Genomic DNA, 12,780 nt, shown 5'->3' with positions numbered 1-12,780 from the left:
GATACTTTCCTCTTGCAGAATTTACAATCTGATCAGCAATCCGGCCAACCGAAAATGAAGGCCGGTCAACTTTTATTAACTCAGACCTTCTTCTTTTTGATGTGGTCGAGCAGTCCGCCGTCGCGAACGATCTCCAGTGCGAAATCCGGCAGCGGGCTGAACGAAATTTCCTCACCGCGGGTTTCGTTGTAGATGATGCCCGCGTCGTAATCTATCGCCAGCTTGTCGCCGTCCTTGATCGCGTGCAGAGCTTCGGGCAGCTCGATAGGATAGAAGCCGCAGTTAATGCAGTTGCGGTAAAAGATCCGCGCGAACGACTGAGCGATCACCGCACCGACTTTCGCTCCCTGCAGCGCCCAGACAGCATGTTCCCGGCTCGAACCGCAGCCGAAATCCTCGCCCGCAACGATCACATCGCCGGGCTGCGACTTGTTGACGAACTCCGTGTCGAGATCCTCCATGCAGTGCTTTGCCAGCTCCGCATGGTCGTCGGTATTCAGATACCTGGCCGGGATGATCTCATCGGTATTGATATGATCCCTTTTGTAAACGTGTGCTTTGGCCATCTTATTTCCTCGTGTATATTTTCGTGTGTGGTCTTTTTATTTGTCGTCCGGCTTACATGTACTTACGCGGATCGGTGAGCTTGCCTTCGATCGCGCTTGCTGCCGCGGTCGCCGGGCTCGCCAGGTATACTTCGCTCTTCGGATGTCCCATCCTGCCGACGAAGTTCCTGTTGGTCGTGCTCACGCAGCGTTCGCCTTCTGCGAGAATGCCCATGAACCCGCCAAGACACGCCCCGCATGTAGGAGCGGAAACGACACAGCCGGCGTCGTAGAATATTTCAGCAAGTCCTTCGTCAATGCACTGCTTCCATATCTCCGGCGTTGCGGGAACAACGATCGTTCGGATAGCAACTTCCTTACCCTTGAGTATCTCCGCTGCGATACGCAGGTCCTCGATCCTGCCGTTGGTGCAGCTTCCGATGTACGCCTGATCCATCTCCAGCCCCGCGCATTCGCTGATCGGCGCGCCGTTACTTGGCAGGTGAGGCTTTGCGACCATCGGTTCGAGTGCCCCGCAGTCGATCTTGATCGTTTTTACGTATTCGGCATCGCCATCGGATTCGAAGACATCGTATTCACTCGTATCCTTGAGAGTTTCAGTCAGGTACTTCTTAGTGACCTCGTCAACGCCGATGATGCCGCTCTTGCCGCCTGCCTCGATCGCCATGTTCGTGATCGTCATCCGCGCTTCCATCGTCATGTCCTTGAGCGCGTCGCCGACAAATTCCATCGCCATGTACAAAGCGCCGTCCGTACCGATCTGCCGGATCACTTCGAGAATGACGTCCTTGCTGTAAACGCCTTCGCTCAGCTTGCCGTTTAAAATGAACTTGAGCGAAGCGGGCACCTTGAACCAAAGCTCACCGGTCGCGATCGCTGCTGCCAGGTCAGTCGAGCCGATACCGCTGCTGAACGCTCCGAACGCGCCATATGTGCATGTATGCGAGTCGCCGCCAACGATCACTTCGCCCGGACGGATGTGGCCCTGTTCGGGCAGCAACGCGTGACAAACGCCTGCCTTGCCCAGCTTGTAATAATTTGTGATGCCCTTTTCCTTGCACCATGTATCCAGCCGTTTGTGCAGCTCTGCACTTTTAATATCCTTGGCCGGCTGGAAGTGGTCCGGCGTGACCACGATCTTATCCGGATCGAACACCGTGTCGATGCCCTTCTCTTTGAGCATTGAAATTGCAGGCGGCGTGGTTACGTCGTGACACATGATCACGTCGATCTTCGCGTTAACTATATCGCCTGCCTTGACACTTTCCTTACCCGCTGCCTTGGCAAATATCTTTTCGGTTATCGTCATTCCCATAGATCAAAAACTCCTGTCTGGCTTCCCAGCGTTCATAATGAAAATAAAGACGACCCGATCCGTGACCGGGCCGACCGTAATGCACTAAAGTTCTACTCGCGTTTCCTGTTCGCGGTTCTTCCAGCCGACCATGCGGTTGATCGCGCTGACGTAGGCCTTGGCGCTTGCCTCGACGATATCCGTCGAAACGCCCCTGCCCATGAACGTGCGCTTGCCGTCACTGACGCGAACGGTCGCCTCGCCCATCGCTTCCTTTCCGCCGGTTACCGCCTGGATGTTGTAGCCTTCGAGCTTGGGCGACTGTTCACACGCGAGCCGTACCGCTTCGTAAGCCGCATCGACCGGGCCGTCGCCGCATGCAGCTGCCTGTTTGCTTTCGCCGTTGACGATCATTCGCACGCTTGCCGTCGGCAGTGTACCCGTTCCGCACGCAACATGCAGGTATTCGAGTTTGTAAATCTGCTCGCCGCCGCGAACCTCGTCGCCGATGATCGCGACAAGGTCCTCGTCGAAGATTTCCTTTTTCTTGTCCGCGATTTCGAGGAACTTTTCGTAAGCGGCCTTGCTCTCTTCCGGACTCAAGTCGTAGCCGAGCGTCTTGCACCGGTCGACAAAGCCCGCCCTGCCGGAATGTCTGCCCAGAACCATCCGCGACTCGCCCAGGCCGATCGACTCGGGCGTCATGATCTCGTATGTCTCGCGTTTCTTCAAAATACCGTCAACGTGAATGCCTGACTCGTGCGCGAATGCGTTCTTGCCGACGATCGCCTTGTTCGGCTGGATCGAGAAACCGGTCAGATGCGAAACGAGCTGACTCGTGCGGTAGATCTCTTTGGTATTGATGCTCGTATCGATATCCTCGAATGCGTCCGAGCGAGTGCGGATCGCCATCACGACTTCTTCGAGGGCACAGTTGCCCGCCCGTTCACCGATGCCGTTGATCGTGCACTCGATCTGCCTCGCGCCGTTGCTCACGCCCGCCAGCGAATTCGCAGCCGCCAGACCGAGATCGTTATGACAGTGCGTACTGAGAACCACGTCCTTGTCACCGACGACCTTCTCGTTCAGCTCGGCGATGATCTTTCCGTACTCGTAAGGCAGTATATATCCGACCGTATCCGGAATATTCAGCGTCGTCGCGCCCGCCTCGACCACGGCATTGAGTATCTCCACGAGAAAAGCCATATCGCTTCTGCATGCGTCCTCGGGTGAGAACTCTACCTCATCGGCCAGGCCCTTCGCTTCTTCTACCGCTTTTACCGCCATTTTCAAAACTTCGTCAGGCTTTTTGCGAAGCTTGTATTCCATGTGCACCGGCGAGGTCGCGATGAAGGTGTGGATCCTGCTCGTTTTTGCAGCCTTAAGCGCATCGCCCGCGGCCTGCAGGTCCTTGCTGTTGGCGCGAGCCAGTCCGCAGATGGTCGGGCCGTCGACATTTTCCGCACACAGGCGGGTCGCCTCGAACTGTGCCGGCGAGCTGACCGGGAAACCGGCCTCGATCACATCCACGCCCAGCTTGGCGAGCTGATGTGCCACTTCGATCTTTTCCTCTATTGACAAAGACGCACCCGGCGACTGCTCGCCGTCACGCAAAGTAGTGTCGAAAATCGTTACCTTTTCAGATGACATGGTCTTTTCTCCATATATTGTGATTGTCAACGCGGATTATGCGCTAAAAAACGCGGAAAATCCACCTCAAACAGATAAAAACGAAAAACGGAAAGTGATTTTTGTGGGAGGGAGTAATATGCGCCTAACGGCGCAGAAGGAGCAGGGCCAGAAGATTGCTGCGAACCGAAATGTTCTCAATAGCCGTACTCATAACCCAAATAATAGCGTTTACCCGCTAAAATGACAAGCAAAAAACCAGCTACACACAGGAAAAGCCGCTTTCCCTGCCGGCCCAGCATGCTGCGCACAGAAAAAAGCAGGCCAGTGAAAGCCTGCTTTGGTTCGGTAAATTTCGAGAAAGACTTTCTTAGTTGCGCGGCAGCGGAACCGCATAACCATCGATCATCATCTCAAGATCTTCATTGCCGGGCTGGTCGGCAGATACTCTATCGCGGTCAATAGCAAATTCAACTGTTCGCTTATCTTTCCATTTAAATACCTCCGCACTGCCGTCTGCATAGGAAAGACTGCTTCCCTCATTGTGGAAGACGGCTGGAGCGTTCCACCAGCTAGGCTCGCTTTGATTTGGATTCCAAATCTGCCAGGAACCGCCATTGTAGTTTGAGCCTGACCCGTCATAATTCTCCTCGACGAATACATAAGTCGAACTTGGCTGCTTGATCGCACTATGCTTTTTGACTGCGTATCCGGATAGTTGGGGCCGCAGCTCTTCACCGTTGAGGCCTCCCTGAATGCCGTAGGACCTGAACATCTGATAGGCAAGACCGCCCTCATCTTCTGTGCCGTGTTTGACTCTCTTATCACTAGGACAGTGATACAGGTCGACATTTTTGGTGTACTCATAAAGCGTTCCCGCTCTGATGCCCCGGTATCTGTCCTTCAGTGTGACATCCACTCCGGCGTTACCTCGCCACTGCAAAGTTTCAGTTAGCGGAGCAGCTACCCAAGCATCGGTGGTTTTCGTTGCTGTATCCCAATTCCAAGTATTGGAATTGGCGAGCCGATCCTGGTTGTCGTTGCAGTACAGTATATAAGACTGGATGAGCCCACGCTGATTACCAAGACAAACTGCTCCCGTGGCCTTCTCCTTCACCACACTCAGTGCCGGAACCATTATCGACATCAGCAACGCGATAATCGCGATAACAACCAGCAGCTCAATTAATGTAAAACCTTTACTGCGACCCATGTTAACTCTCCCGAAAAAATGTGTTTACATTATTATACCCCAGAAACAGATGGATTGGAATAAAAAAATCACAATGTGAGGAAATTCCCGAAATTTTACCGGCGCACAAAAAAAGCAGGCCACCTAAGGACCTGCCTTTTGAGTAATTTTTCCCGATGTATTTCAGTAATATTGGATTAGCGTTTTTGATATATCGGACTGCCGTCGTGGTTCTCCCCACGTTTGACATCATGCTGAGTATCAAAGTTCTTGTGCCATCTTAGTGACCACATTTCGCTAAGGGCTACAGACTCGGCGTGACCATCAGCAAAAACAAGATTTGTCCTTTTTCCATGCCGGTCCATGATAAACCGGATCATGTTTCCTGTTGTGTCGCCGTAAGGATCCCAGAAGTCTCCTCCCAGGTCATAATCTTCCGGTACATAGTGATCATCGTCTGGCCAGGCATCTACAAACTTTGCATCAGCATAGAGGGGAACACTGGAGGCCTGCTTTACAGATCCTAGCTTTTTATAGTAGTTTGGTCCTTCCTTGTCGCTGTAAAACCAGCCGTTCAGGCCGTAACAGCCGTATTCACAATCATCAAGTGTGTCGCCGTACTTAAACATCCAGCTTTTTCGCGAATTTCCCGTTACAGCCCCTTGCAAATCGACATCCGAAGGTTTGGGTTTAACCTTCGCGCTGGGACAGTACCTTGCCTCGTCAACCTCTGCTGCATAAGGTGCCAGTTGTCTCACCCATACGCGGTAACCGGCAAAGTTTCCAGCATCGTTGTAATAATACTGCTCAGGCATCTTGCCATTATGTTCCTCAGCATATAATCGTGAAGCAAGTCCGAGTGTCTTCAGATTCGTCCTGCAAACCAGAGACTTTGCCTTCTCCTTAACCATGCCCAGAGCCGGCATCATTATCGCCAGCAACAGCGCAATGATCGAGATAACCACTAGCAGCTCGATTAACGTAAAACCGCTTCCTTTGTGCCTCATTCTAATTCTCCAGAAAACTCAGTGTTCTTTCACGCTTAATGATTGCGAAATTGGGTTTTTCTACGGAAAAATTCGAAATATGTGCAAAAAAATTGGTGAACCATAATCATTGCGAGCATTGTTTTTTCGCTGTTTAAACAGATGTTTGTTTCAATTGACCCTAAGGTGGAAATCTGCTTTACTGACAGCATGTTTGAAGTCAAATATGCCATTTTCAGTACTCAGGCAGGGTTTGTCGCGCTGGTATGCGCAGAGGACAGGCTGGTCCGTGTATTCCTGCCGGTCGCGAGTAGGGTCTCAGCCGTATCAAAGGTTGGCATATTCTGCCCGTCCGCCCGCGAAGAGCAGTCTATATTTCCCGATCTGCAGGAGAAAATAGTTCGCTATTTCGAGGGCGAATACGTGGTTTTCCGCGAAGACGCAGCATCTGCTCTGGCAGGTTACAGTGAAATAGCTGGCCGGGAGGATATCAGCAGCCGGCTCCCGGATATGGTGCACATGACACCCTTCCGCAAAGACATTTTGCTCGCCTGCAATCGTGTAAATTATGGCCGGACAGTATCTTACGGCGAACTGGCTCGCTTGGCAGGCCGACCCAAAGCCGCCCGTGCCGTGGGAAACGCACTTGCGGACAATCCTTTTCCCATAGTGGTCCCCTGTCACCGCGTAATCCGCTCAAATGGTTCACCAGGCGGCTTCATGCACAACCAGCCCGGAGCACAGGACCTCAAGTGCCGCATGCTGCAGCTTGAAAAACGGTAATTCATGCCCGCCGATTTCAGGTATTTCTTTCAATCGGTAATTTTAACCAATTCCTCTTACCCCTCTCACACATCCCTAACAGCAAAACCCGAAGTAATAGCAGAAGCTTGAAGGGTCAGAACCAGCCCCTGCAGTAGGGAGTTTCGTTACCGCCTTCATGTGCACTGAATGCATCATATGTATGCTTTAAATGTCGAGGTGCGGCAGAAGGAATAGAGTAAAATCTGGTTGGTTTCCTTGTAAGTGATTTATAAAGCAGTACTTAGAATGTCAAGTTCCGTCTGGCACGGCCATTGCTATTTGGAGTTATAGTAAATCATTTTTCCTGAAAGGATAAAACTATGGCACGGATAGTATATGGTATCGCAGGCGAGGGTTTCGGTCACAGCAGCCGGGCGCATCTGATCAGCAAGGCATTGATCGAGGCGGGTCACGATGTGATGTTCGCGGTCTTCGACAAGTCGCTCCGCTATTTCAGACAGTATTACCCCGCCCAGGTGCGGGAAATATCCGGCTTTCAGTTCGTATATCAGCACGATAAGGTCTCCCTCTCTCGCACGCTTTTAAGAAACGTGCACAAGTTCCCAACAATGGTCGGTCGGAACATTCGCGTATTCTGGGGCGATTGTGCAAGATTTGATCCGGACCTGGTGATAACCGACTTCGAACCCTTCTCCGCGCTGTGGGCGCGTGTCAAATCCATCCCATGCATCAGCGTCGATCACGAACACCTGCTGTGCAACTGCCGATACGAAAAACCGGCTGCGAGCATGTTGACCAGCTACATATCCGAAAAGGTCACCTCGCAATACCTCGGCAGCAACGTGGACAAATACGTCGTGCTGAATTTCTTCAAAGCCAAACGAACGGACCGTCAAACCGTAGTCACCCCGCCTGTGCTCCGTCCCCAGGTCCTTGAGCAGTCCCCCAGCCGGGGCGATCACATACTCTGTTACGTCACCTCGGCCCAGATGAAGGAACATTTCCTTCGCGTCTGTCGCCGATTCCCCGAGCAAAAGTTCGTCATCTATGGTATGGATTCGGCCGGTAGCATCGATAACCTTCATTTCCGCGAACGATCGACCGAAAATTTCCTCACTGATCTGGCGTCCTGCAGGGGCATCGTCGCGACCGCAGGCTTTTCGTTGATCAGCGAGTGCCTGCATTTCGGCAAGAAGATGCTGCTCAACCCCGTCCAGCAGCAATACGAACAGATGGTCAACGCTCACCACGCTGCAAGACTGGGCGCGGCGATGACCACCGACAGCCTCAACGAAAAAGTTCTGGCGGATTATCTTGATTTTCTCAAAACCCCACTGCCCGAAAACGAGAATATTCTTCTGCCGGACAACGAGCTCTTCTTCAAAAAGCTCGACAGAGTGCTTAACGTACTTACCGCCGGCCGGGTCAGCGTTCGACCCGCGGCGAAAACCGATAACGCAAAATTGGAGCCTGTGGCAGTCGCATGATCACTCAAAAACAGATCAAACAGAATGGGCCGCTGTTTATCATCAGTGACCTGCATCTCGGTTCGGGCGGTGCACGTGACGAGTTCGCCTCGTCCAACAAACGCAAACTCCTCGCGGAGTTTCTCGACATGGTAGAATCCGAAGCGGGCCAGGTAGTGATCCTCGGCGATCTCGTCGACCTTTGGCGATTCAATCTGCGATCCGTTGTCCGCACACACCGCGAGCTGTTCGACCGGCTCTACGAAATGAACGCTATATACGTCGTCGGCAACCATGACCGCGGCCTGCGATCACTAAAGGCCCAAACCGTGCATCCACTGCTGGGCAACGTAACAGGCCCGGTAAAGATTATTCACGGCAAGCGAGATCTCGTACTCATGCACGGACACGAAGTCGACGCGATGAACAAATTCATCAGACCGGGCTTCGGCAAAATGCTCGGCATCTCCGCTTACCCCATCGAACGCTGGACAGGCGGACAGGTCTTCACGTCGGAAGTCATTGCCGACAAAATTCTCGAACTGCAAAGCTGGTTTCTCACAGCGATCCTCAATATGGGCCGGCAGATGAACTCCTTCATCAACCCGCACGACAGCCTAAAGCATCTCAGCCGCGACGAAGTATTCGCCTCACTTCGTAAACGCAGGGATCACAAATTCGTGCGAATGCACGAACACCGCAAGGCCGATCAGGAAGACACGATGCTTGTCTCGGCGCACACCCACCGGGCGGGCCGATTCTCTGACTGGTATTTCAACAGCGGCTCCTGGACGGGCATCAAGCAGAACTTTCTGCGCATACTGCCTGACGGCCTGGTGGACATCGCCGACTGGACAACGAGCGGCATCAGGCCGTTAGAAAACCAGTTTCTCAGTTGCGCATAAAGCCGACCGCCCACTGCACGCAACTTTTTGCTTACCTTACTTGACTGCACGACCGCTGTGCCCATAATAGATATCGCTGTAATAAAAACAAACGAACGATCTTATTTCAGGAGCACAGCACATGAACTTGTTCGAAGTCATCAAAAAAAGACACAGCTATCGCGGCGCGTTCACCGATCAGACCGTACCGCGTGAAGATCTGCAGAAGATAGTCGATGCGGGATTAAAGGCGCCCTCGGGATGTAACGCCCAAACGGTGCAATTCGTTATCGTTGACGATCCGGAAACACTCGGCAAGATCGGCCAGATGCATGAGAAGAATCTCGCGATCCAGCAGGCAAAGGCAATGATCGTCTGCGTGGTCGACCGCGACCCCAAGCCGGTTTTTGAGGACCTCAGCTTCGAGGTCGAGGACTGTGCCGCAGCGGTTCAGAACATGCTGCTGGCGATCACGGACCTGGGTTATGCGTCTGTATGGATCGACGGCTGGCTCCGCCGTGAACAGCGCGCGGAAAAGATAGGCGAACTGCTCGGTATACCCGAAGATAAGGTTGTCCGTATCGTCTTGCCCATTGGCGTACCGGTCGAGGAAAAATCTCAGCCCGACAAGAAACCATTCGAACAGCGGGCATGGTTCAACCAGTATGGCGGAACCGCATAAGAGTTGAGTCGAATGAAATTCACAAGCGGCGCATTGAAAACCAGTGTGCCGCTTTTTTCATGCACATTTGTGAGCCGTCGCGAAGTCTACTCCAGGTGCACCACACCGCGCTTCTGATCCGCACCAGTGCTCAGATGCTTGAGCGTGTCATAAAGATACCGAGCGTCCGGCACCTTGTAGAAAGCGAAGTTCGGATCGGTCTTGTCGCTCGTGATAACGTGCACCGTGCCTATTCCGAAGATGCAGTCGAAGAACGTACGCTGCAGACTCAGGTCGACGATTCTGAACATGTCAATGTTGTCCACCTTGCGATTGAAAACCCCGCGTGCCCATTCGATCCTGTCCGCGGTCACTTCGTAGTAAGTGCTTTTGAGAACAGCGATCTTCCAGAACAGCCAGAGCACCGCAAGCACGATCAGCACAATGCCAGCTCCATGACGAATCGCCTCAATCAAAACATGATGGTTGTCCGTCATCCCGCCCCGCTCTCCAACAGCTTTCTGCAGATAATCTTCCAAAGGAAGCACCAGCAATACCACTGCCACAGCGATGAACAGAATAAATTTAACAAAAGTCCTCATCATCGAAAGCACCGACGGCGAACCAAAATAAAGAATGCCCTCGTCCTGCGAATCCGTTTCATCAGCATCGCTGCGTTTATCAGCATCGCCGCCAAATCGAGAAGTCGGCTCTATGCCTGCATGATCGTCATTCAGGAATTCCGCGCAGAACCTGCACTTGATCGCCTCCATCCGGATAGTCTCACCGCAGAATGGACACTGCTTACTGTCCACGGAGTTGGGCCTTTTCATGCTTCGGTTCCTTCAAAATATATTACCGACGTTTCTTATCCGACGAACTATGCTCGCTTTCTAAAGGAGAATACCTGCTTTTGTTCTGCCCATCACAAGCAATCCTATTTGTTCATGTACAGGCCCATTATAGCCCTGCAGCCCATGTCTCTCAATGCATAAATTTGAGGCCGAATTTATCACGGATACGAATAGTATCGTATTGGCCTAAGTATAATAACAACCTCGAAACCACCGGATAACAGCTTAAGGCTGAATCGTTCATTGCCGATTTTCAAAGAGTCTTGTTGAGAGTTATTTCCCTGGTGCGAGGCATTCTGATGTTTGTATTTCCGCGATAGCTTTCTCATCGTTGTGACTTAGAAGTGTTAAGGCGAGATACTATATATCCGAAAAATAACTAGTATCTATGTAAAGGTGGCTGACTAATGATCAGGTTTGTGAAAAAAACAGCACTATTATACTTTTTCTTGCTCTGTTGTATAGTTACAACGCAAGCCGCTTCAGAGCCTGCTGAAAACCTCTTCGATATGTCGCTCGAAGAGCTCATGGATGTGCCGGTAGTCTCTGCGTCGCGGCAATCCAACGTGGTGAGCCAGTCAGGTGCAGCAGTATCGGTGATAACAGCCGAACAGATACACAACAGCGGACTTACAACCATACCGGAGATCCTGCAGCTCTCACCCGCTGTGGATGTACGCAGGCTCACCCGCGGTAGATATGCCGTAGGCATCCGGGGTAACATGAGCCTCAATTCCGACAGGACGCTCGTACTGATCGACGGACGAACTGCTATCAATCCCGTATGGGCGGGCACAAACTGGCAAAATCTACCCGTCCTTATCGAAGACATCGAGCGGATAGAGATCGTCCGAGGTCCGATAAGTGCCGCCTGGGGCGCAAATGCCGCCAGCGGCGTAATAAATATTATCAGCAAGAATCCAGAAGATACACAGGGCACACTTCTTTCTTTCACCGTCAACGAATTCGGCGACACATACAACTACCTGCGATACGGGGGAACATCGAAGGATCTGACCTATAGAATATCAGCCGGCTATGAGGATTTGACAAGTTCACTCGACGCAACCGCGGGTAAGTTTGAGTCGGCAAATCCGGTTTATAATCCAGCAATCGATTTTGATAAGTATAAGGTTAATGATTTCCTAAGGAACTACAGATTCAATGCCGACTTCGTTTACGCAGGTTCAGAAGATACCGAGCTGGCTTTAGGAGTGGGCCAGTCATATGCCGAACAGGGTGATCTGGAATCGGCTGGCTTTTATGCTGGTAAGGATTACCTGACCAGTTCTACACGTCTTTATGCTCGTATGGAACATAATTATGATGATGAGACTTCAGCCAGGTTACAATGGACCGGCAACTTTTTTCACAGCCACGAGCCTGATCGTATCGATAGATATGCATATTACGAAAATGAGTTGGAGGCCCAGTATAATTTCCTGCCCCATCCGCAGCATCAGATTAGTATAGGCGGCAATTTCCGATGGACACACATCGATATCGGTTCTCGCAGTGATGCGGAACAATATGTATTTGACGGTGACCCATACAACGAGTACTGGGCCGGCGCATATATCATGGACCGCTTTGAAGCTACAGACCGATTAACCTTTCAGGGGCAGTTTCGCACCGATTGGTTCAGCGAAACTAAAACCGACTGGTCCACAAGGTTGAGCGCGATATACGCTCTTGATGATGCCAAGGACCATATATTGTGGGCAAGCTATGCCAAAGCATTCAGAAGTCCGGCCACCGCTTTCAGAAAAGCAAGCCGTACAACCGCCTCAGGATTGATATCGATCGTGGGAGCCGATGATGATCTGCGAAACGAGCAGACTTGGTCCCTCGAAGCAGGCTACAACGGAAAGATGAGTGAGGACCTGAGTTTTAACGTCAACACATGGTACCAGAGATTCGACGATCTCATAGGTGTCGATCAGCAGGTATTCGGGCTCGCGACCGTAAACACATTTGATAATGTCGAAGGAGCCGACAGTTGGGGCAGCGAATGCGAACTTACCTGGAAGCAGGATTGGGGACATGTTTCTGGCTGGTATGCGTATAACGGTTTTGCTACCGACCGAAAAGATCAGATTATCAGAGCATCTTTCCCTTCCAGACACAAAGTGGGTTTGCGAGGAACCGTTGGCCTTGCCGAAAACTGGGATCTTAATGCGTTCTACACATACAACGATGCAATTGAGGCCTTTGCAAGCCCTATTAAAAATGCCAGGACATTCAACCGGTTTGACATCAACCTCAGGCATACTTTTGCTGATGGTAACGGTGAACTTATGTTTGGTGTTACGGACCTGTTCAACAAGACCCGAGGACCATTCTTTGACATAGGTGATCTGATCTCACATGAAACCCCCGGACGTACATTCTTTGCACGGATGCAATGGAGATTTTGATTTTTAGTACTATGATCGAATTTGTAAAAAATCCTATTCGCTTCATAACCAAATGGCGATGCCATG

Annotated in this window: 11 protein-coding genes; 5 read left to right on the top strand and 6 right to left on the bottom strand. The window is 51.6% G+C overall.

Annotated features, from left to right (window positions below):
• Positions 1-80: 80 nt before the first annotated feature.
• The 5 genes from STSP2_RS02115 to STSP2_RS02095 all read right to left on the bottom strand — a co-directional run bounded on the left by STSP2_RS02115 (position 81) and on the right by STSP2_RS02095 (position 5,688).
• Complete coding sequence (locus STSP2_RS02115; RefSeq protein ID WP_146659418.1) at positions 81-566, bottom strand: 3-isopropylmalate dehydratase small subunit; 486 nt, start codon at positions 564-566, stop codon at positions 81-83.
• 52 nt (positions 567-618) lie between these two features.
• Positions 619-1,881, bottom strand: a complete 1,263-nt coding sequence (locus STSP2_RS02110; RefSeq protein WP_146659416.1) for a 3-isopropylmalate dehydratase large subunit — start codon at positions 1,879-1,881, stop codon at positions 619-621.
• A gap of 84 nt (positions 1,882-1,965) precedes the next feature.
• Positions 1,966-3,510, bottom strand: a complete 1,545-nt coding sequence (locus STSP2_RS02105; RefSeq protein WP_146659415.1) for a 2-isopropylmalate synthase — start codon at positions 3,508-3,510, stop codon at positions 1,966-1,968.
• 349 nt (positions 3,511-3,859) lie between these two features.
• Positions 3,860-4,702 carry a type II secretion system protein gene (locus STSP2_RS02100; protein WP_146659413.1) on the bottom strand — a complete coding sequence of 281 codons (843 nt, stop codon included), beginning with the start codon at positions 4,700-4,702 and terminating at the stop codon, positions 3,860-3,862.
• A gap of 176 nt (positions 4,703-4,878) precedes the next feature.
• Complete coding sequence (locus tag STSP2_RS02095; protein ID WP_146663972.1) at positions 4,879-5,688, bottom strand: prepilin-type N-terminal cleavage/methylation domain-containing protein; 810 nt, start codon at positions 5,686-5,688, stop codon at positions 4,879-4,881.
• A gap of 189 nt (positions 5,689-5,877) precedes the next feature.
• On the opposite strand from STSP2_RS02095, the gene STSP2_RS17250 reads away from it, so the two are divergent.
• The 4 genes from STSP2_RS17250 to STSP2_RS02075 all read left to right on the top strand — a co-directional run bounded on the left by STSP2_RS17250 (position 5,878) and on the right by STSP2_RS02075 (position 9,464).
• A complete protein-coding gene (locus tag STSP2_RS17250; RefSeq protein WP_169852917.1) occupies positions 5,878-6,450 on the top strand; it encodes a methylated-DNA--[protein]-cysteine S-methyltransferase in 573 nt (190 codons plus the stop codon).
• Positions 6,451-6,791: 341 nt separating this feature from the next.
• Positions 6,792-7,919, top strand: a complete 1,128-nt coding sequence (locus tag STSP2_RS02085; protein ID WP_146659411.1) for a glycosyltransferase family protein — start codon at positions 6,792-6,794, stop codon at positions 7,917-7,919.
• On the top strand, positions 7,916-8,803 hold the full coding sequence (locus tag STSP2_RS02080) for a UDP-2,3-diacylglucosamine diphosphatase (RefSeq protein WP_146659410.1): 888 nt from the start codon (positions 7,916-7,918) through the stop codon (positions 8,801-8,803). The genes STSP2_RS02085 and STSP2_RS02080 overlap by 4 nt, the downstream gene beginning before the upstream one ends.
• A gap of 121 nt (positions 8,804-8,924) precedes the next feature.
• Positions 8,925-9,464 (top strand): nitroreductase family protein, encoded by a 540-nt coding sequence (locus STSP2_RS02075; protein ID WP_146659408.1) that lies wholly within the window; start codon positions 8,925-8,927, stop codon positions 9,462-9,464.
• A gap of 86 nt (positions 9,465-9,550) precedes the next feature.
• Here the strand turns inward: STSP2_RS02075 and STSP2_RS02070 are convergent, their stop codons facing one another.
• Positions 9,551-10,276, bottom strand: a complete 726-nt coding sequence (locus tag STSP2_RS02070; RefSeq protein ID WP_146659406.1) for a PH domain-containing protein — start codon at positions 10,274-10,276, stop codon at positions 9,551-9,553.
• Positions 10,277-10,806: 530 nt separating this feature from the next.
• Here STSP2_RS02070 and STSP2_RS02065 point away from each other — a divergent pair.
• Positions 10,807-12,714, top strand: coding sequence for a TonB-dependent receptor plug domain-containing protein (locus STSP2_RS02065; RefSeq protein WP_169852916.1), 1,908 nt, complete (start codon positions 10,807-10,809; stop codon positions 12,712-12,714).
• Positions 12,715-12,780: the final 66 nt, after the last annotated feature.

It is taken from the genome of Anaerohalosphaera lusitana, assembly GCF_002007645.1.
GTDB lineage: Bacteria > Planctomycetota > Phycisphaerae > Sedimentisphaerales > Anaerohalosphaeraceae > Anaerohalosphaera > Anaerohalosphaera lusitana.
This window is presented reverse-complemented; position numbering and strand designations above follow the sequence as displayed.

Coding starts and splice junctions, on each gene's coding strand:
- STSP2_RS02065 (WP_169852916.1), top strand. CDS start 10,807: ATGTCGCTCGAAGAGCTCATGGATGTGCCGGTAGTCTCTGCGTCGCGG.
- STSP2_RS02110 (WP_146659416.1), bottom strand. CDS start 1,881: ATGGGAATGACGATAACCGAAAAGATATTTGCCAAGGCAGCGGGTAAG.
- STSP2_RS02070 (WP_146659406.1), bottom strand. CDS start 10,276: ATGAAAAGGCCCAACTCCGTGGACAGTAAGCAGTGTCCATTCTGCGGT.
- STSP2_RS02105 (WP_146659415.1), bottom strand. CDS start 3,510: ATGTCATCTGAAAAGGTAACGATTTTCGACACTACTTTGCGTGACGGC.
- STSP2_RS02115 (WP_146659418.1), bottom strand. CDS start 566: ATGGCCAAAGCACACGTTTACAAAAGGGATCATATCAATACCGATGAG.
- STSP2_RS02075 (WP_146659408.1), top strand. CDS start 8,925: ATGAACTTGTTCGAAGTCATCAAAAAAAGACACAGCTATCGCGGCGCG.
- STSP2_RS02095 (WP_146663972.1), bottom strand. CDS start 5,688: ATGAGGCACAAAGGAAGCGGTTTTACGTTAATCGAGCTGCTAGTGGTT.
- STSP2_RS02085 (WP_146659411.1), top strand. CDS start 6,792: ATGGCACGGATAGTATATGGTATCGCAGGCGAGGGTTTCGGTCACAGC.
- STSP2_RS17250 (WP_169852917.1), top strand. CDS start 5,878: ATGTTTGAAGTCAAATATGCCATTTTCAGTACTCAGGCAGGGTTTGTC.
- STSP2_RS02080 (WP_146659410.1), top strand. CDS start 7,916: ATGATCACTCAAAAACAGATCAAACAGAATGGGCCGCTGTTTATCATC.
- STSP2_RS02100 (WP_146659413.1), bottom strand. CDS start 4,702: ATGGGTCGCAGTAAAGGTTTTACATTAATTGAGCTGCTGGTTGTTATC.